The sequence below is a fragment of the Rhizobium sp. NFR07 genome (assembly GCF_900111905.1).
GTDB lineage: Bacteria > Pseudomonadota > Alphaproteobacteria > Rhizobiales > Rhizobiaceae > Neorhizobium.
The window spans coordinates 109,958-133,559 of the sequence record NZ_FOKM01000009.1 but is presented as its reverse complement, the minus strand read 5'-3'; the positions used below and the strand labels follow the sequence as shown (position 1 = coordinate 133,559).

The 23,602-nt window shown below is 61.3% G+C and carries 22 protein-coding genes and 1 pseudogene; 8 read left to right on the top strand and 15 right to left on the bottom strand.

The features are described from left to right. Positions 1-1,050 (bottom strand): glycosyltransferase family 4 protein, encoded by a 1,050-nt coding sequence (locus BM216_RS19510; RefSeq protein WP_244530235.1) that lies wholly within the window; start codon positions 1,048-1,050, stop codon positions 1-3. Between the two features lie 257 nt (positions 1,051-1,307). Between BM216_RS19510 and BM216_RS19505 the strand changes: the two genes are divergently transcribed. Next, positions 1,308-3,344, top strand: coding sequence for an acyltransferase family protein (locus BM216_RS19505; RefSeq protein WP_177230840.1), 2,037 nt, complete (start codon positions 1,308-1,310; stop codon positions 3,342-3,344). Here BM216_RS19505 and BM216_RS19500 read toward each other — a convergent pair. Next, positions 3,319-4,233, bottom strand: coding sequence for a sugar kinase (locus BM216_RS19500; protein WP_093000871.1), 915 nt, complete (start codon positions 4,231-4,233; stop codon positions 3,319-3,321). The two genes, BM216_RS19505 and BM216_RS19500, sit on opposite strands and share 26 nt — an antisense overlap. A 144-nt stretch (positions 4,234-4,377) precedes the next feature. Here BM216_RS19500 and BM216_RS19495 point away from each other — a divergent pair, with 144 nt between their 5' ends. From BM216_RS19495 to BM216_RS19485, 3 genes are all read left to right on the top strand, one after another. After that, positions 4,378-6,027 carry a beta-galactosidase BglA gene (locus BM216_RS19495; protein ID WP_093001007.1) on the top strand — a complete coding sequence of 550 codons (1,650 nt, stop codon included), beginning with the start codon at positions 4,378-4,380 and terminating at the stop codon, positions 6,025-6,027. Positions 6,028-6,053: 26 nt separating this feature from the next. After that, positions 6,054-7,190 carry a hypothetical protein gene (locus BM216_RS19490; RefSeq protein ID WP_093000870.1) on the top strand — a complete coding sequence of 379 codons (1,137 nt, stop codon included), beginning with the start codon at positions 6,054-6,056 and terminating at the stop codon, positions 7,188-7,190. Between the two features lie 252 nt (positions 7,191-7,442). Next, complete coding sequence (locus BM216_RS19485) at positions 7,443-8,273, top strand: GNAT family N-acetyltransferase (RefSeq protein WP_093000869.1); 831 nt, start codon at positions 7,443-7,445, stop codon at positions 8,271-8,273. A gap of 88 nt (positions 8,274-8,361) precedes the next feature. Here BM216_RS19485 and BM216_RS19480 read toward each other — a convergent pair whose 3' ends face one another. Next, positions 8,362-9,603, bottom strand: a complete 1,242-nt coding sequence (locus BM216_RS19480) for a saccharopine dehydrogenase family protein (RefSeq protein ID WP_093001006.1) — start codon at positions 9,601-9,603, stop codon at positions 8,362-8,364. Between the two features lie 65 nt (positions 9,604-9,668). Then, a complete protein-coding gene (locus BM216_RS19475) occupies positions 9,669-10,766 on the bottom strand; it encodes a carboxynorspermidine decarboxylase (RefSeq protein ID WP_093000868.1) in 1,098 nt (365 codons plus the stop codon). Between the two features lie 226 nt (positions 10,767-10,992). On the opposite strand from BM216_RS19475, the gene BM216_RS19470 reads away from it, so the two are divergent. After that, on the top strand, positions 10,993-11,559 hold the full coding sequence (locus BM216_RS19470; RefSeq protein ID WP_093000867.1) for a hypothetical protein: 567 nt from the start codon (positions 10,993-10,995) through the stop codon (positions 11,557-11,559). A gap of 12 nt (positions 11,560-11,571) precedes the next feature. Here BM216_RS19470 and BM216_RS19465 read toward each other — a convergent pair whose 3' ends face one another. The 10 genes from BM216_RS19465 to BM216_RS19420 form a co-directional block, all read right to left on the bottom strand. Beyond that, positions 11,572-11,988: a GFA family protein gene (locus BM216_RS19465; RefSeq protein WP_093000866.1), complete on the bottom strand. Its 417-nt coding sequence runs from the start codon at positions 11,986-11,988 to the stop codon at positions 11,572-11,574. 80 nt (positions 11,989-12,068) lie between these two features. Then, complete coding sequence (locus tag BM216_RS19460) at positions 12,069-12,602, bottom strand: SRPBCC family protein (RefSeq protein WP_093000865.1); 534 nt, start codon at positions 12,600-12,602, stop codon at positions 12,069-12,071. A gap of 21 nt (positions 12,603-12,623) precedes the next feature. Further along, positions 12,624-13,028, bottom strand: coding sequence for an ArsR/SmtB family transcription factor (locus BM216_RS19455; RefSeq protein WP_093000864.1), 405 nt, complete (start codon positions 13,026-13,028; stop codon positions 12,624-12,626). Between the two features lie 187 nt (positions 13,029-13,215). Beyond that, positions 13,216-14,322: a branched-chain amino acid ABC transporter substrate-binding protein gene (locus BM216_RS19450; protein ID WP_093000863.1), complete on the bottom strand. Its 1,107-nt coding sequence runs from the start codon at positions 14,320-14,322 to the stop codon at positions 13,216-13,218. A 273-nt stretch (positions 14,323-14,595) separates the two neighbouring features. Continuing rightward, the gene (gene ade, locus BM216_RS19445; RefSeq protein ID WP_093000862.1) at positions 14,596-16,290 is read right to left on the bottom strand and encodes an adenine deaminase; all 1,695 of its coding nucleotides are present in this window, start codon (positions 16,288-16,290) and stop codon (positions 14,596-14,598) included. A gap of 380 nt (positions 16,291-16,670) precedes the next feature. Further along, a complete protein-coding gene (locus BM216_RS19440) occupies positions 16,671-16,991 on the bottom strand; it encodes an ArsR/SmtB family transcription factor (RefSeq protein ID WP_093000861.1) in 321 nt (106 codons plus the stop codon). 125 nt (positions 16,992-17,116) lie between these two features. Beyond that, the gene (locus tag BM216_RS19435; RefSeq protein ID WP_093000860.1) at positions 17,117-17,833 is read right to left on the bottom strand and encodes a HugZ family pyridoxamine 5'-phosphate oxidase; all 717 of its coding nucleotides are present in this window, start codon (positions 17,831-17,833) and stop codon (positions 17,117-17,119) included. 119 nt (positions 17,834-17,952) lie between these two features. Beyond that, positions 17,953-19,032 (bottom strand): choline ABC transporter ATP-binding protein, encoded by a 1,080-nt coding sequence (gene choV, locus BM216_RS19430; RefSeq protein WP_093000859.1) that lies wholly within the window; start codon positions 19,030-19,032, stop codon positions 17,953-17,955. Further along, positions 19,029-19,901 carry a choline ABC transporter permease subunit gene (gene choW / locus BM216_RS19425; RefSeq protein WP_093000858.1) on the bottom strand — a complete coding sequence of 291 codons (873 nt, stop codon included), beginning with the start codon at positions 19,899-19,901 and terminating at the stop codon, positions 19,029-19,031. The genes choV and choW overlap by 4 nt, the downstream gene beginning before the upstream one ends. A 68-nt stretch (positions 19,902-19,969) precedes the next feature. Further along, positions 19,970-20,923, bottom strand: coding sequence for a choline ABC transporter substrate-binding protein (locus tag BM216_RS19420; protein ID WP_093000857.1), 954 nt, complete (start codon positions 20,921-20,923; stop codon positions 19,970-19,972). Between BM216_RS19420 and BM216_RS33570 the strand changes: the two genes are divergently transcribed. The 3 genes and pseudogenes from BM216_RS33570 to BM216_RS19410 all read left to right on the top strand — a co-directional run bounded on the left by BM216_RS33570 (position 20,912) and on the right by BM216_RS19410 (position 22,798). Continuing rightward, entirely contained in the window at positions 20,912-21,100 is a 189-nt protein-coding gene (locus BM216_RS33570) for a hypothetical protein (protein WP_143102801.1), read from the top strand. The two genes, BM216_RS19420 and BM216_RS33570, sit on opposite strands and share 12 nt — an antisense overlap. A 76-nt stretch (positions 21,101-21,176) precedes the next feature. Beyond that, positions 21,177-21,899 (top strand): annotated as a pseudogene (locus tag BM216_RS19415) (L,D-transpeptidase). Between the two features lie 191 nt (positions 21,900-22,090). Next, positions 22,091-22,798 carry an FkbM family methyltransferase gene (locus BM216_RS19410; protein ID WP_093000856.1) on the top strand — a complete coding sequence of 236 codons (708 nt, stop codon included), beginning with the start codon at positions 22,091-22,093 and terminating at the stop codon, positions 22,796-22,798. Positions 22,799-22,908: 110 nt separating this feature from the next. On the opposite strand, the gene BM216_RS19405 is transcribed toward BM216_RS19410, so the two are convergent. Continuing rightward, positions 22,909-23,547: a VOC family protein gene (locus tag BM216_RS19405; RefSeq protein WP_093000855.1), complete on the bottom strand. Its 639-nt coding sequence runs from the start codon at positions 23,545-23,547 to the stop codon at positions 22,909-22,911. Positions 23,548-23,602 lie beyond the last annotated feature (55 nt).

Sequence of the window (23,602 nt, the reverse complement as noted above, 5' to 3'; positions counted from 1 at the left end):
TCAGCTCGCCGGCAGTGCCCGGTTGCCCTGCGACCGCTCCGATTGCGCCTTCAGCACGTTGGCGAGAAACTGTCTCGATGCGGCTTCCCAGGTGTAGCTTTTTGCCAGCCGGCTCGCATCCTCGCGGCGGCAGTCGAGCGCCTTGAGGCAGGCCATCCGCAGATCTTCGTCAAGGGCGCCGGCGCCCGAGCCTTCCTCGATGATGTCGACAGGCCCCATGACCGGATAGGCCGCGACAGGAACGCCGCTCGCCAGCGCCTCGAGGATGGTGTTGCCGAATGTATCGGTCTTCGACGGGAAGACGAAGACATCCGCCTGGGCATAGGCCTTGGCCAGTTCCTCGCCGGTCTTCATGCCGGTGAAGAGCACATTCGGATAACGCTTCCTCAGGTCGGCCAGCGCCGGGCCGTCGCCGACGACCACCTTGGAGCCCGGCAGGTCGAGATCGAGGAAGGCCGGAAGGTTCTTTTCCACCGCGACCCGGCCGACCGTCATGAAGATCGGCCGCGGCAGATCGAAGGGGCGCTCGTCATGGTCCATCGGGTGAAAGACCGTCTGGTCGATGCCACGGCTCCAGCGGAGCAGATTGCGGATGCCGATCTTGGAGAGCTCTCGCTCGAGGCTGGCGGTCGCCACCATGCAGCCGTTGCCGGCATTGTGGAACCAGCGGACAAAGGCCTGCATCCAGCGGATCGGCACCGGAAAGCGGGCCGCGACATATTCGGGAAAGCGGGTGTGATAGCTGGTCGAGAACGGCATGCCGTTCTTCAGGCACCAGCGGCGGGCGATCAGGCCGAGCGGGCCTTCGGTGGCGATATGCACCGCCGTCGGCATGGTCTTCTCGATCGCGCCGGCAACCTGCGCATAGGTCGTTACCGAAAGCCTGATCTCGGGATAGGTGGGGCAAGGGATGTTGGCGAAATCCTTCGGCGTGACCATGAACACCTCGACGCCCATGCCGGTGAGCTCCCGATTGGTGTTCTCGATCGAACGGACGACGCCGTTCACCTGCGGATACCAGGCATCCGTGACGATCGTTATTCTGGTCATGCGACGGCCCAAGCCCCGTTGCCGATTCGCGGGCGACTCGCTGGCAGCCCGCGTTTTCGGGCTTTCTATCGCCAAATATTGTAACAGGGGGATGAAGCGGGGTGTGAGCGCGGCCCGGCCGACCACGATCCTGTGGAGCAATGCAGTCATCAATTTCATCCGCCGGTGGAGAGAGGCTAAACCAGCCCTCCGGAATGCGCGGCAGTGGACTTGCCCTGCGCCGATTGCTAGGCAGCAGCGCTGCTGGAGACATGAGCATGAATTACAGACCGGAAATCGATGGGTTGCGTGCCGTCGCCGTCATTCCCGTCATCCTGTTCCACGCCAATCTCGGCATCATGCCCGGCGGCTTCGTCGGGGTGGATGTGTTCTTCGTCATCAGCGGCTACCTGATCACGACGATCCTGCTGGACGATCTTGCGGCCGGACGCTTCAGCATCGTGAATTTCTACGAGCGCCGCATACGCCGTATCGCGCCGGCGCTGCTATTCGTCTGCCTGGCCTGCCTGCCGTTTGCCGCAATGTGGATGCTGCCGCCCGAACTGAAGGCCTTCGGCAAGAGCCTTTTTCATGCGCTGCTTATGGTCTCGAATTTCGAGCTGTGGGACGACGTCAGCTATTTCGCGGCAAAGAACGAGCTCAAGCCGCTGCTGCATACCTGGTCGCTTTCCGTCGAGGAGCAGTTCTATCTCGTGTTCCCGGTTCTCCTCTGGGCTCTGCGCGGCCTCGAGAGGCGAACGATGTTCTGGATCGTCGCCGCTCTTGCAGGGCTGAGCTTTGCACTGACATGGCCGATAGGGCGCATCGATCCGGTGGCGAATTTTTATCTGCCGTTTACGCGTTTCTGGGAGCTCTCCGCCGGGGCATTGCTTGCGATCGGTGGCGTCGGACGGATCGATATCCCGGACCGGGCGAAGTCGATGCTGGCGATGGCGGGGCTCGGCGGCATCATTCTCGCTTGCATTTTCCTGCCCTCCACGGGCGGATATCCGGGGCTTGCAACACTGCTGCCCTGCATCGGGACCATCCTCGTCCTTGCCTATGCGTCGCCCGCCAATCTTGCCGGGCGGCTGCTGGCGCTGCGCCTCCTGGTCGGCATCGGACTGATCAGCTACAGCCTCTATCTCTGGCACCAGCCGGTCTTCGCCTTCGCCCGGCTGCGAGCCATGGACATGCTGCCGGCATGGTCCTATGCGCCTCTGATCGCGCTTACCTTCGCACTGGCCATCTTTTCCTATTTATGCGTCGAGCGGCCATTCCGGCGTTCGCCGCGCATCGGTCGCCGACAGGTCTTCGGTTTTACCGGCGCAGGCGCCGCTGCCCTGATCATGCTTGGCATTGTCACGGCGGATGCTGACGGTTTTCCGGGGCGTGATCCGGAGCTGCTGGCAATACGCCAGCCGGGCATCGGCATCAGCAATGCCTGCAACGGCCACGTGCGCCCGACGGAATGCGCCACGAAGCCGGAGCCGGAAATGGCGATATGGGGCGATTCCTTTGCCATGCACCTGATTGACGGCGTGCTTGCCTCGATGCCGCCGGAAGGCAGCATCATGCAGCTCAACATGGGCAAGTGCGCCTTCCCATCGGGGATCGCACCGGCTCTTCCGGACATGGCGAGGCTGTGGCCGCTCGACTGCATGCGCCACAACGAGGAAGAGGTGAAGGGCTATCTTTCGGCCACGCCATCGCTTCGTTATGTCGTGCTCGCCTCGCAGTACCTGACCTATCTCACCGAGAATGATCTGATGACGGCCGGCGGCGAGGTCATTACCACCGACTACGACCGTGTCCTGAGCGAGGTGGAGGCGACTGCCGACTGGCTCCGCTCGGTCGGATTGAAACCGGTATTCATGGCGCCGCCGCCGCGGGACGGTCGCGATATCGGTCTCTGCGTCGCGCGGACGCGCTTGTTCGGCATGTCGAATGCGATGTGCACCATTCCGCGCGACAAGCAGCGTACCCATGACGCGATCGTGGCGCGGCTGATGACGGACATTTCAAAGCGCTTCCCGGTCGTGTCCATGGAGAGTTTTCTCTGTGACGATACGCGCTGCCGCGTGCAGGACGAGAATGTCGCCATCTACCGCGATGACGGGCACCTCTCCAAGCGCGGGTCGATCCATCTCGGTGAAACGCTCGGCTTCTACGAGGCATTCGCTCTCGCCGCAGAGAAGGGCTGTGGGTCTGATGCCGACGCACCGGCCGGCCTGTGCCAGATGGCCCCTGCCAAGGGCAGCGTTCCGCACCGGCCGGCATCGGCCGATGTCAACGCGGCAAAAGCTCCGGGCTGACCAATGCGCCGTGGTGGCGGATGACGGTTGAGGCGACGGCGGCGCCGTGGGCGGCGGCTTCGGCCGGGGATACGCCCTCGACGAGGCGCGAGAGGAAGCCGCCGTTGAAACTGTCGCCGGCGCTGGTCGTGTCGACGACCTTGTCCACGTTGACCGAGGGAACGTGGATCGCCGGCTCTGATCCGAAGGCGAGCGTGATGCCGCCGGGGCCGTTCTTGACCACGACATTTTCCACGCCGAGCGCCTTGTAGCGGGCGATGGTGGCAGCTTCATCCGCATCGCCGAAATGGACGGCTTCGTCGTCGAAGCTCGGCAGGACGAGGCTGGAGGCGCGGGCGCCATCCTCGATGGTCTTCAGCATGTATTCCTTGTTCGGCCACAGGCGCGGGCGGATGTTGGGATCGAAGACGACCGTCTTGCCCATCGCCTTGGCCCGGCGGGCTTCCGACAGAAGCGTGTCGGCGGCGTCTGAGGCAAGAATACCGAGGGTGATGCCGGAGAAATAGACGATATCGGCGCCTTCGATCGCGGCGCGCAGGTGATCGGCGTCCTCGGCAAGCTTCTTTGCCGCTGCCGTATCGCGCCAGTAGCTGAAGGTGCGCTCGCCGTCTTTCAGGGTGATGAGATAGAGGCCGGGCGTCTTGCCGGGGATGCGGCGGATGAGGCTGGTGCCGATGCCGGCGCCTTCCATCATCGCCAGCATGTCGGCCGACAACGGGTCGTCGCCGACGGCGGTGAAGTAATCGATCGACCAGTCGGACGGGAAGCAGGCGCGCGCATACCAGGCGGTGTTGAACGTGTCACCGGCAAAACCCTTTCGCAGCAGGCCTTCGCCCGCCTGCGACAGTTCCACCATGCATTCGCCGATCGAAAGAAGCTTTCCGCCCAATTGTCGTCCTCCTCTGTTGGTTACGTCGCATAGGCCGAAGAACGTTGTCTGACAAGAGCGTGCGTGCCGTCCGATTGCGCGTTGTCTTTTGACATCATGGCTCTAGGTTGGGCGTTGGAACAATTGGGAAAGGAGATGCAGAAGATGGCGACGGAAGTGCAGAGCAAGTCGGGTGCCGACTGGTGGCGCGGCGCGGTGATCTACCAGATCTATCCGCGATCCTTCCAGGACACGACCGGCGACGGCCTTGGCGACATCAAGGGGATCACCCAGCGCCTTGCCCATGTCGCCTCGCTCGGCGTCGACGCGATCTGGCTGTCGCCCTTCTTTACCTCGCCGATGGCCGACATGGGCTATGACGTCTCCGACTATTGCAATGTCGATCCGATGTTCGGAGCGCTGGCCGATTTCGACGAGATGATGACGGAGGCCCATCGCCTGGGGCTGAAGGTCATCATCGACCAGGTGATTTCCCACACGTCCGACCGGCATCCGTGGTTCATCGAAAGCCGGGCGAGCCGCAGCAATCCGAAAGCGGACTGGTATGTCTGGGCCGATCCGAAGCCGGACGGCACAGCGCCGACCAACTGGCTGTCGATCTTCGGCGGGCCGGGCTGGGAATGGGACGGTGTGCGCAAGCAATATTACATGCACAATTTCCTGATCTCGCAGCCGGATCTCAACTTCCACAATCCCGATGTCCAGGACGCGATGCTGGATACGGTCAAGTTCTGGCTGGACCGCGGCGTCGACGGGTTCCGGCTCGATACGGTGAACTACTATTTCCACGACAAGCAGCTGCGCAACAACCCGCCGATGGTCTACGACACCGATGGGGCGGGCATGGAAACGGATACCAATCCGTATTCGATGCAGAACCATCTGTATGACAAGACGCAGCCCGAGAATATCGGCTTCCTGAAGCGGTTTCGAACGCTGCTCGACAGCTATGACGACCGCGCCTCCGTGGGAGAAGTGGGCGATGGACCGCGTTCGCTCAACACGCTGGCGCTCTACACGACCGGCAATGACAAGCTGCATATGTGCTACACGTTCGACCTCCTGGGGCCGGCGTTCTCCGCGAGCTATATCCGCAAGGTGATGCAGACCGTGCTGGACACGGTTGTCAACGGCTGGGTCTGCTGGGCGTTTTCCAACCATGACGTGGTGCGCCATGTCACCCGCTTCATCGAGGACCCGAGCGAGCAGGATCGCGTGGCGAAGATTTCGGCCTCGCTGATCTCGGTGCTGCGCGGCTCGATCTGCCTCTACCAGGGCGAGGAGTTGGGGCTGACGGAGGCGGAACTCACCTTCGAAGACCTGCGCGACCCCTATGGCATCCGCTTCTGGCCGGCCTTCAAGGGCCGCGACGGATGCCGTACGCCGATGGTGTGGGAAGCGAAGGCGCCGCATGCGGGCTTCACCGAAGGCTCGACGACATGGCTGCCGGTGCCGACCGAGCATGCAAGCCGCGCCGTCGATGCGCAGGAGAAGCTCGCTGATTCCGTGCTCGCTCATTACCGCTCGACGCTCGCCTTCCGCAAGGCGCACCCGGCGCTGATCGATGGCGACATGACCTTCATCGAGACCAACCAGGACCTGCTCGCCTTTGTGCGCGAAAAGGGCGGCGAAAAGCTGCTCTTCGTCTTCAACCTGACCCGCGAGCCGCAGCGTTTCACCCTGCCGGCCCGCTTCGGCTCGGTCATGCCGGTGGATATGCCGGGCTTCACCTCGAAGCTCGCGGGCGGAGTGGCCGAACTGGATGCAATCGACGTGTTCTGCGCCAGGGTTTGACGGCAAACGGGGGGGCGGAACACGGCATGAAGAGGCTTTTGATCATTCATGCGCTGATTTGTGCGCTCGTCGGTCCTGGCGGATCAGCGATGGCCGAGGATGCTGCGGCACCGCCGGCGAAAGAAGGCTGGGTTGAAAGGGCGTTCGAGTTTTCGGCGCCCGACCTGGATTTCAGGACGTTGGTGCCCGAAGGGGCTAAGGTCGAAACCTCCGCGATGAAGGCGCGGCCGAAGGAAAATACCGCCTGGATCGACGTTATCGCCAAGGTCCCGCCGACAGAAAGCGACGACGTGCCGATCCAGGTGCGGGTCTTCGGCTATGATCTGCAAGTCCCCGGTTCACCAGAGCGGATCTGTGACTGGGCGCAGAGCGATAGCGACTTCAGGCAATTGGGAGAGACCGTTCTGCCCGATCAGACTGCGGCGACATCAAACGCGATCAAATATGACGGTGAGCGCCCGACAGAGGGTGTCATGAGCAAGTGCCTCGTTCGCGGTAAAAAGGTACTGGCCATTCATTTCGAATACGATCTGAGCAAGGCCGATACGGAAGAGAAGGTCAATGCAGCCCGCGACGTCGCGGCCGACTATGCCGCGACCTTCACCGGTGGCATGGTCTTCAAAAATGGTCGCGATGACGGGTACTGGAGTGAGGTCGAGGATGTATCTCTGGTGATTGCCGGGCAACCGGTAACCTTGCGTATTCCCGAAAGCGCGACACCGCTGAAGAACACGTTCGACGGTCGCATCGAGGGAAAATTCGCAGTGATGAGCGGCCAAGGCGTCGTGTGGTTCTCGACGCTGACGATGGAGGAACGCCCGGACCTCGAAAAGCTCGGGACCGGCATGTTGCCTTTCGTCATGCAGGGACAGAACCGGGCGTTCGGCACCGTGCTGATGACGGAAAGCAAGGCCGGGCCGGATGGCGGACCGGAGGGGCCGCTGGTGCGGCAATATCGCTTTTCGGTCAAATTCCTGAGCGGCGAACCGCGTGGTTACCTGCATGCGATCGTCGTCTGGCACAAGGGCGTGCTTTACGTTCTCGACTACTGGTGGCCGTTCGAGGAGAATGATCTGGATGCATTCTTCAACGTGCTGCCGGTAATGACGATCTACGACGGTCTGCTGGCAGAGTTGGAGGATATCGTGCCGGGGAAGGGATAGGGCAGGTAAGCTTTACCCGCTCAACCAGGCAAATGGATAACATCCATGATCTGCCTCGGAGCTTGTTCGTCGGCATTTCCCATCGTTTCCCTGTCACACGCCATTCGCCTATATCCTCCCAGGCACTGGGTCTGCTTCTGTGGGCGATTGGGCGCTCGTCTCTCTAATTTCAATCGTAGCGCGAAAGAAAGTGGCTGCCTCGATGATCGGTGGTATTTCAGCTCCAGGTTATATCCCAGGGCAGGAGCTGACATGCAAATCGGTACGGCAGCGAGAATTTCACCGGCGGCGATCGAATCCATCGAGCGGGAGGCGTGGCTGGATCTCTATGCGGCTGCGCCCGCGCATGTGCGGCGCGAGATGGGCCTTGCGTCGACCGAGATCGGTTCGGTCGCGGCCATCGCATGCCGGGGCATGTCGATCACCGAGCTCAATCGCAGTTTCGGTCTCGAGGACGCGGGGGCTCCTGACCTTGCCGCGATCACCACCTGGCTCGATGAACATGCCGATCCCGCATTCGCGCTGCAGGTCGCCGACCACGAGAGCACGGCGGCGATACAGCGCTGGGCGCGGGGAATGGGACTTTCTCCTTCGGGCAACGGATGGTCCAAGCTCGTTCGCCATTTCGACTTTTCGAGCGAAGCCGGCCCCGGCGGCCTGCCTTCCGGCATCGAGATCGTCACCGATGTCGAACCGGCGGTCTACGGCCAACTGGTCGTCAAGGCTTTCGGATTTCCGGCGATCCTGGCGGACTGGTTCGGCGCGCTGGCCGGACGTCCGGACTGGACGACGGTCGTCGCACTGCTGGATGGAAAGCCTGCCGGCAGCGGGGCGCTTTTCGTCAAGGACGACCGGGCATGGTTCAGCGTCGGCGGTACGCTGCCGGAGGTGAGGCAGAGAGGCGTCCAGGGGGCTCTGATCGAAGCCCGCACCGAGATCGCGCGGTCCAAGGGGGCTGGCTTCCTCAGCGCGGAGACGGGGCGGCCGGAGCGACCGGAGATGAAGCAGACCTCGCGGGACAATTTCCTGCGCCGCGGTTTCGTCGAGGCCTATCATCGCCTCAATTTCAAACGGCCGGCGTGACCGGACCGGGCGTCTGGTTTCGAAAGCAGAAGGCCCGCGATCGTTCGCGGGCCTTCTGTCATTTCAGCGTCGAGGCTTTTGCCGCATCTCAATCGAAATGCAGTTCGCGCTCGCCCTGTTCGTCGCGGATGCAGGTCTGCAGGCCGATCTTGTTAAGGATATGCAAGAACGGGCGCGGGGCGAGTTCCTCGACGTTGGCCATCTTCTTCACGTCCCACTCGCCGGTGGCAACCAGCATCGCGGCTGCGACAGGCGGGACGCCGGCGGTGTAGGAGATCCCTTGCGAGCCGACTTCGTTATAGGCTTCCTTGTGGTCGGCGACGTTGTAGATGAACACCGTGCGTTCCTTGCCGTCCTTCGTGCCCTTGACGAAGTCGCCGATGCAGGTCTTGCCTTCGTATTCCGGCGCCAGCGACGACGGGTCGGGCAGGCAGGCTTTTACGACCTTGAGCGGCACGACTTCGGAACCGTCGGCCAGTTTGACCGGCTGCTCGGAGAGAAGGCCGATGTTCTTCAGGACGGTGAAGACGTTGATGTAGTGATCGCCGAAGCCCATCCAGAAGCGCACGTCGGCGCCGTCCATGTTCTTGGCCAGCGAATGCACTTCGTCATGGCCGCAGAGATAGGCGCGGCGGGTGCCGACGACCGGCAGGTCGTAGTCCTTGCCGATTTCGAACATCTTGTTGACGGTCCATTCGCCGCCCTGCCAGGCGTAAACCACGCCCGTGAATTCGCGGAAATTGATTTCCGGGTCGAAGTTCGTGGCGAAATACTTGCCGTGGCTGCCGGCATTGATGTCGACGATATCGACGTCGGTGACGGTGTCGAGATATTCGTCCTTGGCGAGGCGCGCATAGGCGTTGACGACGCCCGGATCGAAGCCGGCGCCGAGGATGGCGGTGATGCCCTTTTCCTCGCATTCGGCAGCGCGCTTCCACTCGTAGTTACCGTACCACGGCGGGGTTTCGCAGATCTTGTTCGGCTCTTCGTGGATAGCGGTGTCGATATAGGCGACGCCGGTATCCATGCAGGCGCGTAAGACCGACATGTTGAGAAACGCGGTGCCGACATTGATGACGATCTGGCTGCCGGTCTTTTCGATCAGGGCCTTGGTGGCTTCGATGTCGAGCGCGTCGAGCGCATGGGCTTCGAGCACGCCTTCGACCTTCATCGCCTTCTTCTCGTGGACCGAGGCGATGATGGCATCACACTTCGCCTTGGTGCGCGAGGCGATATGGATGTTGCCGAGCACGTCGTTGTTCTGCGCACATTTGTGGGCAACGACCTGGGCGACGCCGCCGGCGCCGATGATGAGTACGTTCTTCTTCATGATGGGGACCAATTCCTTATGTCCAATCGTCAGAGAAGTCTTCCTGAAGGGGGCTGGCCTGGATTTCAGGAAAGGCTCTGTTCGTAGTCCGCGTAGTCGAACTCGCGGACCGTCCTGAGGCTGCCATCCAGTTCCCGGATGGCGATTGCCGGCATTTTCACGCCGTTAAACCAGTTTTTCTTGACCATCGTGTAACCGGCGGCATCCTGGAACGAGATGCGGTCGCCGACCTTTACTTCCTCGGGGAAGTCGAATTCCCCGAAAATGTCCCCGGCAAGGCATGACTTGCCGCAGACCATCGCACGATGGGGTCCCTGGTTGGGGTGAACCTTGGCATTCTCACGATAGATCAGCAGATCCAGCATGTGCGCTTCGATGGACGAATCCACCACGACAAGGTTCTTGCCGTTGTAAAGGGTATCGAGGACGGTGGTTTCCAGCGTCGTCGAGCGGGTGATCGAGGCTTCGCCCGGCTCGAGATAGACCTGCACGCCATATTCGCCGGAGAAGCGCTTGAGGCGCTCGGCAAACTGGTCGACCGGGTAATCATCGCCGGTGAAATGGATGCCGCCGCCGAGCGAGACCCATTCGGCCTTCTTCAGGAGCGGCGCAAATTTTTGCTCGATATCGCCGAGCATGCGGTCGAACAGGGCAAAGTCCTTGTTCTCGCAGTTGTTGTGGATCATGAAGCCGGTGATCATGTCCATGACCGGCTCGACCTTGGCGAGGTCCCATTCGCCGAGGCGCGAGAATGGGCGGGCCGGGTCCGCAAGGTCGAAGGACGAGGACGATACGCCGGGGTTGAGGCGCAGGCCGCGGGTGATGCCGGAGGACTGGCGCTCGAAACGCTGCAGCTGGCCGATCGAGTTGAAGATGATCTTGTCGGCGTGGGAGACGACCTCGTCGATCTCGTAATCGGCATAGGCGACGGAATAGGCGTGGGTTTCCTTGCCGAAGCGCTCGTGACCGAGGCGGACTTCGTTGAGCGACGAGGACGTGGTGCCGTCCATGTAGTCACGCATGAAATCGAAGACGGACCAGGTGGCGAAGCATTTCAGCGCCAGCAATGCCTTTGCGCCCGACTTCTCGCGGACAACGGCGATCTTCTCCATGTTCCGGAGCAGCTTCGACTTGTCGATGAGGTAGTAGGGGGTCTGGAGCATCTCGTTCGGCCGGCCTTCTTACAGTCTTTCTAAAACTTGAAGGGGCCTATTGCCTGACAAGGCTGTCATCTTCAAGACCTGACGACAAACTTCGGGCTTATGATAGGCGTGTCTGGTTACATATTTGTTGGAGGCGGACCAACGAGACGGCGTGCCGCGTCTACCGGGAAGGACGTAATATGCGCTGGGGACCGGCGCGCCTGAGGCGAGTGCGAGGGTGTTGGAGATGTATGATACAGCGAGAAGTTCAATCGTCGCCGCGTATTTCGAGCGGATTGAACAGGCGGGCATCCAAAAGAGATACCAGGTCGATATCTTCGTCGGCAATTCTCAAGACGCACCTCCGGCAAACGAGGCGCATTTCGTGCTGGCAAGGGACGGATTTTGGATTGTCGAGAACTGGAGTCGTGGCACGTTGCAAGATGCATCTGCATTCTCAGCGTTCTCCGATGCACTCGATTACTCCTACAATATGATCTCAGGTGCGCCGGAATTCCGCAAAATCGCGAGAAATAATGGCTACAACCCGCCCAGCTACGATTTCGACGGGCTTGTGGAGGCTCTTTCGATAGCTTTCCGCCAGAAGAATGTTGAATTTTCAATACTGAAAAGCACGCGTGAAATGACCGCTTCCGAAGGTGATCAACATCTGACGCTAGCTTATTCAGATGAGGATAAGGCCGCGGAAGCGACTGTGTATCAACTCAAAACGCTGAACAGCAAATTCGATAATCTGTCGAATGCGCTTTGCTACCTCTACTGGAGGTTTTCTCCTAACGATGTGATCAGTTGACCGCTCCTTTCCTCAATTGGTCGGCGGCATTTTCGCGAAGGTGGTTAAAGACGGATCGATCCGGTCCCACGGCTGAGCGCCGTCGGTCCAGGTGACGATCTGGGGGTGGTAGCGCTCGGGTTCGTCGAGGCTTGCTGCGCGGATGACGAAATAGTCCGGCATGGCGGGGAAGGTCATGTAGACGGGCGCGCCGCAGGTGGCGCAGAAGGCGCGGCTTTTGACCGTCCCGCCGTCACCGGTGGATTGCCAATGGTTTGGCTGGCCTTCGAGTTTCACTGTCGCGCCTGTGAAGACGAGGTTGGACGTATGGCCGGTGCCGCTTTCGCGTTGGCATTGCCGGCACTGGCAATCGACCATGGCGACCGGTTCACCCGTAATATGATAGCGAACGGCGCCGCAGGCGCAGCCGCCGATAAATGGCCTGCTCATGAGTGTCTCCATGTTTGAATGGTCGATCGTCAGTCAGAGGGCTGCCCCTGCCGATCCGAAGGCCGGCAGGGGCAGGAGGCTCACTGCGGAATGAGCCGCTCGTATTCGTCCCGCAGCCGCTGCCAGCCCTGCCAGAAAGGTTCGGGCTTGCGCCCCTCGGTCTTGGCGGCGAGGATATCGAGATGCATGTGCCAGCCGGCGCCGACCATGGTCATGTTCTTGCGGTCCGAGATGCGTTTGTGGATGAGGGTGAGGAGCACATCCGAGCCGATGGCTTTGAGCTCGATCGAGACTTCGCCGCGCGGTGGCCAGGTGAAGGCGAGGCGATGTGGAGCCTCAAAGAGAACGATCTCGCTCGTCATCCGCTGCTCCTCGGGAAAGCCCTCGGGGCGGGCTTCCGCGCCATCGGTCAGTTCGTCATTGCGCCAGACGAGTTCGAACGTGCCGCCCGGTTCCGACGGCATGATGCCCGAGGCGAGCCATTGCCGGCGCAGGTCGCTGTCGGTCAGATAGTCCCATATGCGCTCGATCGGTCCCGGCAGCTTGCGCTGGATCGTGATCTCCGAAGGCGCAGTCACGGTGCCGTATTTTTCCAATAGATTCATGCTGTTCATCGGTCTTCTCCCAGTTTTGATTCAAGGTTCATTTCCAGATTTCGATGCGGGCTTGGGGGCAGGATGGGCGGCTGATTTTTTGGCCGCGGCCTTTCGGGCGTCGTCCTCCCTGAGCAGGCGTTCGAGGGCGTCCAGACGGTCGGTCCAGAAGTGTTCGTAGAAGGACAGCCATTCGTGTGCCGTGGCGAGCGGGCGCGGATCGAGGCGGCAGAGATGGGTGCGGCCCTGAATTTCGCGGCGGACGAGGCCGGCACCCTCCAGAACCTTGATATGCTTGGAGGCGGCGGCGAGCGACATGGCGTAGGGCTCGGCCAGCTGGCCGACCGTGCGTTCGCCGCGTGTCAGTTCCCGCAGCATCTGGCGGCGCGTGGCATCGCTCAGCGCATGAAAAACGGTGTCGATCTCTTGTGTGTGTAATTCAACCATGTGGTTGAATTTGCGCTTACCGAGATGGATTGTCAACCGATCGGTTTAATAATTGCGAGCTGGCCGGAAGAGGGAGGATGCAGGGCTTTAAGGGCCTGTCTGACGGGAAGGCGGCAGAGCTTGAGGCTTTGAGATGGATGTCTTCCGGCGGCAATTCTTGAAGTGCCGCCGGAAGACCGTTGTCAGATTATTCCGCGGCGACGATCTTGCCGTCTTCCCACTTGAACAGCGAGAAGCTCTGCGAGGTGAGGTCGCCGGTCTCGCCATAGGTGAGCTTGCCGATTGCGGTCGGGATCGGTTCGCCCGACTTGAGGGCTGCTGCCACGGCTGCGGCATCTTCCGCCGATTTTGCCTTCTCGATGCCGGCCTTGATGACTTCGACGGCGGCATAGGCGTTCAGCGTGAAGGCTTCGGCCGGGATGTTGCGTGCGGCAAGCGCATCGGCCGCGGCCTTCGAGTCCGGGTTCTTGGTGGCGTCGGAGGCATTGGTGAAGATCGTTCCAGCGGCAGCCGCGGTGCCGATCGTCCAGTATTCGCTGTTGGACAGGCCGTCGCCGCCGATGAGGGTGGCCTTCACGCCGGCATCCGAAAGCTGGCGGACGAGCAGGCCGCCTTCCGGGTGGTAGCCGCCGAAATAGATCACATCGACATTTTGCGCCTTCAGCTTGGTCACAAGAGCGCTGAAATCCTTGTCGCCGGGAGTGACGGATTCGTTGACGACTTCGGTGACGCCGCCGGCGTTGAGCGTGGCCTTGAAGGCGTCGGCCAGACCTTTGCCATAGGCGCCCTTGTCGTCGATGATGGCGATGTGCTTGTCCTTGAGGGACTTCAGCACGTATTGCGCAGCCACTTCTGCCTGCTGGTCGTCACGGCCGCAGGTGCGCAGCACGGTTTCCAGGCCGCGGCTTGTCAGCGTCGGCGTCGTGGCCGTCGGGGTGACCATGAGTACACCGTTTTCGGCCATCGCGTCGGATGCCGGAACCGCGACGCCCGAAGTCACGGGGCCGACGACGAACTGGACGCCTTCGCCGATCAGCTGGTTTGCGGCAGATACGCCCTGCTTCGGTTCAGCCGCGTCATCTGCAGCCTTCAGAACGAGCTTTTCGCCGAGCACGCCGCCGTTCTCGTTGATGACGGCAATGGCAGTCTCGACGCCGTTCTTGACCTGGGCGCCATAGGCGGCGACCGGGCCTGTCAGCGGCGCGATCAGGCCGATGGTGATATCCGCATGGGCCAGCGACGAAAACAGGGTGGAAGCGAGGGCAGTTGCCCCGATGAGGGTCTTGAAGTTCATGTCTGGTCTCCTTGGATGGGATTATACCCGCGATGAACGTCCGCTTCGCCGTCTTCCAGGCGCCACAGCCAATGTGACGAAAGACGGATGAGCATGCGGACGATGCGTCGGGCGAGTCATGTTTGACTTTCGCCCGGCGGAAGATCTGTAAAAACCTGGCCTGGATTTCGCAAGAAGAGAACTCGCGAGGCCAGGTTTTCGCAACCTATGGAAAAGTGGAGGCCGCTCGGTGTTTTTCCAGCGCCCGATACCTGTTCCTCTGACGCGACCTGCTCAGATCAGCTGAAACTTGTCGACATCCACCATGCCCCGGTCGGAGATCTTCAGGTGAGGGATGACGGGCAGGGGTAGGAAGGCGACCTGCAGGAAGGGCTCTTCGAGTTGCGTTCCAAGGGCATAGGCGGTTTTTCTCAGGTCGTGCAGCGTATCGCGCACCCATTCATAAGGCTGCTCGCTCATCAGGCCGGCGATCGGAAGGGCGATTTCGCCGGTCACCTTGCCGTCTTCGACGACGACGAAGCCGCCCTGGATCTCGCCGAGCCTGTTGGCGGCGAGCGCCATGTCGTCCTCCGAGACGCCGACGACGCAGATATTGTGGCTGTCATGGCCGACAGTGGAGGCGATCGCGCCCTTTTTCAGGCCAAAGCCCTGGACGAAGCCGTTGGCGTGGTTGCCGTTCTTGCCGTGGCGTTCGATGACGGCGACCTTGATGATGTCGCGGTCGAGATCGACGCCGGCCTGATTGCCGGCGGCGGGCAGGCGATAGCGACGGTGCTCGGTGATGATCTTGCCGGGCATGACGCCGATGACCGGGGTATCGGCTTCCGAATAGGGGACGCCGAAATGCATTGCCTGGACCGGCCTTGCCTTGACGCTGTGTAGGCCGACCGGGGCGACGGGCTTGCGGGTGGCGAAGAGCTCGTCGGTGACGCGGCGGCCGGCGGAGAAGACCATGTCGGCCTTGCAGTTCTCGAGGCTGTCGATGATGACGAGGTCTGCCCGCCAGCCGGGGGCGACGAGGCCGCGGTCGGTGAGGCCGAACGCCTTGGCAGCCGAGATGGAGGCCGCGCGGTAGATCGCGAGCGGTTCGACGCCGGCCGCGATCGCTGTGCGGATCATGTAGTCGAGATGGCCCTGTTCGGCGATGTCGAGCGGATTGCGGTCGTCGGTGCAGAGCGCGAGGTAAGGCGACAGGCGTTCGGTGATGATCGGCATCAGGGCATGGAGATCCTTGGAGACCGAGCCCTCGCGGACGAGGACGTGCATGCCCTTGCGGATCTTTTCGAGCGCCTCCTCGGCGGTGGTGCTCTCGTGCTCCGTGCGGATGCCGGCGGCGAGATAGCCGTTCAGGTCGTTGCCGCGCAGAAGAGGGGCGTGGCCGTCGATATGATCGCCATAGAAGGCGTCGAGCTTGGCCATGCAGACGGGATCCTTGTGGATGACGCCTGGGAAATTCATGAACTCGGCAAGGCCGATGACCTTAGGGTGATCGCGGAAGGGGAGCAGCTTTTCGATCGGCAGGTCTGCCCCTGCAGTCTCCAGATGCGTGGCCGGCACGCAGGACGACAGCTGGACCCGAATGTCCATGATCGTCTGCTCGGCGGAATCCAGGAAATATCGGATGCCCTCGGCGCCGATGACATTGGCAATCTCGTGCGGATCGCTGATCGCTGTCGTCACCCCGTAGGGGAGAACGCATCGATCGAATTCATGCGGCGTCACGAGCGAGGATTCGATATGGAGATGGGTGTCGATGAAGCCGGGGACGACGATCCTGCCGGTAATATCGATCTCGGTCCTGCCTGAATAGTCGCCGCAGGTACCGACGATGCGGTCGCCGCAGATGGCGATGTCGGATGCCACGAGCTCGCCGGTGACGAGGTCGAAGAACCTTCCGCCCTTCAGCACGATATCAGCCGGCTCGCGGCCCGTGCCTTGATCGATCAGTTTTTCAAGCCGCGTGGACATTTCGATCGTCTCCAGTTCAGGAGGCAATACTAACGATCTGTAACAGAAGTACAAAATGTTCCGAGCACGACCGGCTCAACCATCCACCGCTACGTGACCGGCCAATGAGCTGATCGCCACGCGTGTCTGCGTTCGCACCGGATGAAGAGTGCGAGGCGCAGGAAAAATTGGCTTGTCGTAGTAGCTCGCATGCCGCGCCGCTCAAATCCGGCTGGGGCATGCCTCTGGCCTGCAGCGAAACATCATTTCGCGCTCATGGCCATCTCTGGTCCAGGTGACAGAACCATCCGGTGTCGGCGAACTTTTTACTCTGCCCCCCGACAGAGTAGCAAGTTTGCGCAAAACCCCCAGGATATCACATTTGGACCGATCCAAATGGATCAGGCAGCTGCTGACGTCTTGCGCTCGGAAGTGATGTAGATGTCTTCGAGGCTGTTGAGGATCTTCAGCACCGATTCCGACGAGCTGGAATAGTAGATCGTCTGGGCGTCGCGGCGGGTCTTGACCAGCTTCTGAGCGCGAAGCTTGGACAGATGCTGCGACAGCGCGGACTGGCTGAGGCCAACGCGGGTGGCGAGGGCGCCTACAGCAACTTCGCCTTTGACCAAGCAGCAGAGAATCATCAGTCGCTTCGGATTGGCCATTGCCGACAGGAGTCCTGCGGCAGCATTCGAATGTTCAGAAAGCGGTACCTTATCCATCAACTCTTTCCCCTCGTCTCCATAACAGCCGCGTAATTCATCATTTCCATTTTTTATGATGTTAGGCGGCATGGCCAGAATTTGTATATCCCCTAAATTTCGGGTAGTTCAAACTGCACTTTAGATTATTCGTAAATATAATACATGACGTCGTCAGGCAAATATTTCGTATGCGAAAACTCATGCCTGACGAGCAGATCGCCCGAGATTAGGTCTATTCCTGCCGGATCGGCCAAGCCGAAGCGCCAGTTCTTGTCGCCGAGCCCCAGCCTTGCAGCCAGATTGGCCGCTTGAGGCTTGAGATCGCCAAGCTTTTCCTGCAACTGCGTCCAGGCCGATTCGTCGGTCGCAGTTGCCATGATCAGGTCATCGCCGGACAAGGCGTAGGCGCGCCCAAAGCCGCCGTTCAGCGATGCCTGTTGCGGGACCAGCCGGAAAAACCGGAAGTCCGGAAAGTCTACATAAAGCTGCGCCTTGGGATGGCGCTGGATAAATCTCTGCCTGATGCGGGCGTGGGCGACGCTATCGCGTTCGATCACCTCGGCCAGGCACTGGACCGTGATGCGGGCATGGGCCAGCGGATCGCCTTTCCCAGGTTCGCCGGCAAGCAGCGAGCAGCGGGCATCCGCCAGGAGGCCCTTTGTGTGCCCGGAGAGCGCCGACACGAGCACGACAGGCGTGCCGTCCAGATCGATGGCTGTCAGGGCGCGGCTGACGGACGGAAAGCCCGTTGCTGCATCAATGACTGCGAGCGACATGTAGCGCGCGCCGCGCACAAGCAGGCGAGCAAGCTCGCGTGCTTCATCGTCCGTGGGGCGCAGCAACTGGGCCGGCTCGGCCATTCTTCACTCTCAGGTTGAAACCGTTATTTGTTTTATCTCTATAACATTTATTTTCGAGATATGAAAGATGACATACCCTGTTAAGTTTAGGGGGTTGCAATAAGCTCTCAACGGTTGATTCAGCGTCTGTGGCGGGTCAGGCCTGCCACGACATCGTCTGCCGTGATGGAACCGACAACGCCGCCATTGTCGACGATTGCGATGGTTCCGCGGTTGCGGGCGAGCGCATCCAGGATGTCGATGAGCGGCGTATCGGGCGAGGCGGAGGCCGAGACGGGGACATTGCCGGCGGAGGTGACGCCGGGTGTCATGATGTCGCGGGCAGACAGCATGCTTATCGGGTTCATGTGCTGCACAAAGTCCGCAACATAGTCATCGGCTGGATCGCGCACGATTTCCTGCGGCGTGCCGCACTGGATGATGCGGCCGCCTTCCATGATGGCGATGCGATTGCCGATGCGGAACGCCTCATCGAGATCGTGACTGACGAAGAGGATGGTCTTTTTCAGCCTGCGCTGGAATTCGAGAAGCTCATCCTGCAGTTTGGTGCGGATCAGCGGGTCGAGTGCCGAGAAGGGCTCGTCCATCAGGAGGATCGGGGCGCCTGTCGCGAAGGCCCGCGCCAGGCCGACACGCTGCTGCATGCCGCCGGACAGTTCGCCGACGCGACGCCCAGCCCATTGGGCGAGGTTGACCAGTTCCAGCTGCTCGGCGACCCGACGCTTGCGTTCGGCTTCCGGCACACCCGCAAGCTCCAGGCCGAAGCCGACATTTTCCGCCACCGTGCGCCAAGGCAGGAGCCCGAACTGCTGAAAGACCATCGAGACGTTGTGCATGCGCAGATCGCGCAAAACCTTTGCGCTCGCCCGGTAGGGATCGACCGGGCCGGAAGGTGTCGCGACGCTGACGCTGCCGCGCACGACCGGCGCGAGACCGTTGACCGCACGAAGCAGTGTCGACTTGCCCGAGCCGGAAAGGCCCATGAGGACGAGGATCTCGCCTTCCTTGACCGAAAGGTTGGCATTCGCCACCCCGACCACCATGCCCGTCTCGGCACTGATCTGGTCTCGGCTCATGCCTTGATCGAGAAGAGGCAGCGCCTGGTTCAGCCTTTCGCCGAAGACGATGTCGACATTGCTGAAGGTCACGCAGTCCCGGGCTTCGGCGGCGCTGGTTTGCGGCTTGGGCGAGAGGCTCATGCAGCGTCTTCCTTTCCGCTTCTGAACAGCCGGTCGAGAATGATGGCGAGAATGACGATGCAGAGCCCGGCCTCGAAGCCGCGGGCAATGTTGACCGTGTTGAGTGCTCGCACGACCGGTACCCCGAGACCATTGGCTCCGACCAGCGCCGCGATGACCACCATGGAGAGCGACAGCATGATCGTCTGGGTCAGGCCCGCCATGATCTGGGGCATGGCATAGGGCAGTTCCACCTTGCGCAGCACCTGGGCTGGCGTAGCGCCAAAGGCGACGGCCGCTTCCGTCAGTGCTTCAGGCGTCGAGATGATGCCGAGGCGAGTGAGGCGGATCGGCGCCGGGATGGCGAAGATGACGGTGGCGATCAGGCCCGGCACCATGCCCAGACCGAAGAGGATGAGCGCGGGTATGAGGTAGACGAAGGTCGGGATGGTCTGCATCAGGTCGAGGATCGGCCGCATGATCTCATAGACCCACTGGCGCCTTGCAGCAGCGATGCCGAGCGGAATGCCGACCGCCATGCTGACCACCGTGGAAGCGAGCACCAGTGCCAGCGTCTCGGTCGTTTCCTTCCAGTAGCCCTGGTTATAGATCAGAAGCAGCCCAAGACAGGTGAAAAGCGTGATGCCGATCGAACGGCGCAGCGCGTAGGCAAGCACCGTGAAAAGCGCCACGAGCACGAGCGGGTGAGGGAACTGGAGCACGGCCAGCAGCGCGTCGATGACGGCCGACAGCACGTTCGACAGCCAGTCGAAAAACCAGTTCGCATTCGTCGTCAGCCAGTCGACGACATCCTTCGCCCAGGTGCCGAGGCGAAGTTTACCGCTCGAATCGACGAGCCAATCGGGAAGCCTGTTCTGAAGCCAGTCCACGTTCGATGCCACCTCGGTGATGAAAGGGGCGATAAGGAAAGGGCCGGATGGCCGGCCCTCCTGCTATATCAGAGGCCGAGTTCCGACTTCACGGCATCGAGGCCGGGCTTGCCGTCCTTGGTGGTGACGCCCGCAAGCCACGGCTCGATTGCCGCGCCATTGGCCTTCAGCCAGTCGGTGGCCGCCGTTTCCGGCTCTTCGCCGTCGTTCAGGATGCCGCCCATGATCTCGTTTTCCATCGGCAGCGAGAACTTGAGGTTCTTGATGAAGGTGCCGACATTGGCGCATTCCTCGGTGTAGCCGGCGCGGACATTCGTATAGACCTCGGCACCGCCGAAATTCGGACCGAAGACGTCATCGCCGCCGGTCAGATAGGTCAGCTTGAAGTTGGCGTTCATCGGGTGCGGTTCCCAGCCGAGGAAGACGACCGGCTCGCCGGCCTTGTCGGCGCGGGCGACCTGGGCGAGCATGCCCTGTTCGGAGGATTCCACCACTTCCAGCTTCTTCAGGCCGAACGTGTCCTTCTCGATCATGTCGAGGATCAGGCGGTTGCCGTCATTGCCCGGCTCGATGCCGTAGATCTTGCCGCCAAGCGCATCCGCATGGGTGGCGATATCCTTGAAATCCTTGATGCCGAGTTCGGCACCCTTTTCATTGGTGGCGAGCGTGTATTTCGCGCCAACAAGATTGGGGCCGAAGGATTCGACGGTCTTTTCCGTCAGATAGGGCCGCACGTCGCCTTCCTGGGTCGGCATCCAGTTGCCGAGGAAGACGTCGATGTCCTTGTTCTTCAGCGACGAATAGGTGACCGGAACGGAAAGGACCTTGATGTCGGTCTCGTAACCTAGGGCTTTCAGCAGAACCGAGGCGGTCGCGGTGGTGGCGGTGATATCGGTCCAGCCGACATCGGAGAAGCGGACGGTGCCACAGGAGGCCGGTTCGGCAGCAGTAGCCTGAGTGGCGAGACCGGCGACGGAGGCGGAAAGGGCGGCGGCGAAGGCGAGCGAAGTATGGATGCGCATGATTTGCTCCCGTTTTTATTTGTTCCCGTCATTATCAATATCTTCCTACGGGAGGCAAGCGCGTGCATTCGCGGCACGGTAGCGGGGGTGTTTGCGACATTGGACGAAACGGTGGACAGTATCGAAGCCGGAAGGAAGCCTCAGCCGGGCGATCGGCCGGTTATGCCGGATGTCTGACTTGTGATTTGATCTGCCGTGATCGCAGGCGGATAGAGGCCTATCACTTCTAGCGAAATTTCCGGAATCGATTCCCATGGACTTTCAATCTTCCTTGCCACGGCGCAGCTTTCTTCTCGGTTCGCTTTCGCTCAGTGCTGCGCTTGCCGGCTGTTCCACCGCCTCGAGGCCGACGGTGGTTCCTGCAGTGGTGCAGCGCCCGGTCGGGCCGCCTGACGAAGCCGAGCTGCAGGCACGTTAAGCTGCGCTGGAAGACAGCGGGCACCAGATCCCGGCCATCCCATATCGGGAGATCGACCCGAAATATTACCGCCAGCGGGTGTTCGACCCGACCGGCGAAACACCCGGCACCGTCGTCGTCGATACGCCGAACCGTTTTCTCTACGTGGTCGAGCCCGGCGGCACGGCGATGCGCTACGGCGTCGGTATCGGCCGCGACGGATTTGCCTGGGAAGGCGAGGGCGTGGTGCATTGGCGGCAGCCCTGGCCCCGCTGGAAGGTGCCGGACGAGATGATCGCGCGGCAGCCTTCGCTCGCACGCTATTCGGTGGAAGCCGGCGGCATGGACCCGGGCATCAAGAACCCGCTCGGCGCGCGTGCCCTCTACATCTTCCAGAACGGGCAGGACACGCTCTACCGCCTGCACGGTTCGCCTGAATGGCAGTCGATCGGCAAGGCGACGTCATCGGGCTGCGTACGCTTCGTCAACCAGGATATTCTCGATCTCTATACCCGTGTGCCCTACCATGCCCGCATTGTCGTGCATCAGGGGGCGCTCAACGTTGCCTCGACGGCGTGATGCAGCGGACGCTCTCGTATGCTGATTAAGTATCGACTTTGTACTTCTTTCGCGCCTCGACTGGGCTTGCTCGGCTTTGGGAGGTCGATTCCTGGCGCTCGGTGCGGCGTGATCGGGAACAATAGACAGAAGGTTTAGATCGCGAACTCCCGATGTAATCCGCCCGGAATGCCTCGCCCCACGAAGCAAAGCTGACGGTAAACGATATTCCGTTCGACTTCGTCATATCGACGCCCCTTGCGAAGAACTGGTATGCGCGCAAGCCGAACGACTATTCTCCCGAGCTTGCGGCACTGGCTGCGCTTGATCTGAGGAACGCCACGATTTTCGAGTGTGGTGCGCATCACGGGCGCGATTGCGTGGTGCTGGCGAAAATGGTCGGACCCAATGGCTGCGTCGTGAGCTTCGAGCCACATCCAGACAATGTCGATGTGCTGAAAAGGAATGTGAAGCTCAACAACCTGGACAATGTCGTCACCGTCGGTGCCGCAGTGGGCGCGAGCCCGGGGTCGCTCTTCATCAGGTCCCGTTCAAACGCAAAGGTTTCGCGCCGCGGCAGCGGGATCGAAGTACCGGTCGTGACCGTGGACGGATGGGCGGAACAGCACGGCTTATGGCCGGACATCATGAAGATCGACGTGGAAGGCTACGAGTTCGAGATCTTGCGCGGAGCGCAGAAGGCGCTGGCAAGAACGCCGGCGCTCTCGCTTGAAATCCACTGCAATATCGTGCGCGAATTCGGCTGGAAGCCCGATGACATCTGGAATCTGGTCGATGCGTCCAAGTATGACGTTTTCATCCAGCGGATCGACGGCATGGCGGCCGAGCCCTTGCTCAGGCCGGAAGGGCTGGAAGGGCGCCCTCATCTGTTCTTCAAGCCACGTGTTTCGCGGCACTGAGGCCGCGTGACGAATTGTGCCGGTGTTTCCGGAAACCTTCATCGCTATTGGCTTGCAACGGCGGAGGTGGGCGAATGCCGGTCGCTGCCGGGGGGCGACCGACTGGCTGATCAGGTCAATTGCTTCAATCCTGCCGGTGTTGCGATCGTCGCCTGGTAGCGAAGCTCGAGGCCCGCCATCAGGGCCGGCGCGTGCCGGATGGCGAGTTCGAGGTAGAGAGCTTCGATGCCGGTCGGGTCCGGATGCCGAAGGACGAAGGCCTGAAGGCGTGCGCCGAGATCCGGAATGGTGGCCACGTAGCTAGCATCGCCGCGATGATCGATGATCGAAGGAGCCGCGCCATCCAGCGGAAGCGAGCCGTCTTGCGGAATGGAGAAGGCGAATGTCGGGTCAGCGGTCGGGAGGTCGACCTTGTCGCCGAAGATCGCGCCACGGGATGAGCAGATGGCATCCATGTGCTCGGTATTGGCAACCCATCCCCTCAGGCGGCGACCGGCATCCCAGTCCGACCTGATCTTCCGCTGATCGTCCATGCCGAACCAGCGCGGCCGCCCGGGATGACGACCGTCCGGATCGAGCGCGACGATTTCGAGATACACGGAATTTCCCAGCTGGAGACGATGGTTGTGGGTGCCCATATAGTCGTGGCGCGAGCCGAAGGGCACATCGAGATCCAGGCAATCGCGGACATGCTCGACCCCTTCGGCCAGTGTCGGCGCTATGACGGTCAGATGATCGAGTTTCAGCACGTGCGGCACTCCGATGTCGTCTTGCGCAGACTAGACATGGCGACGATCGCGGCAA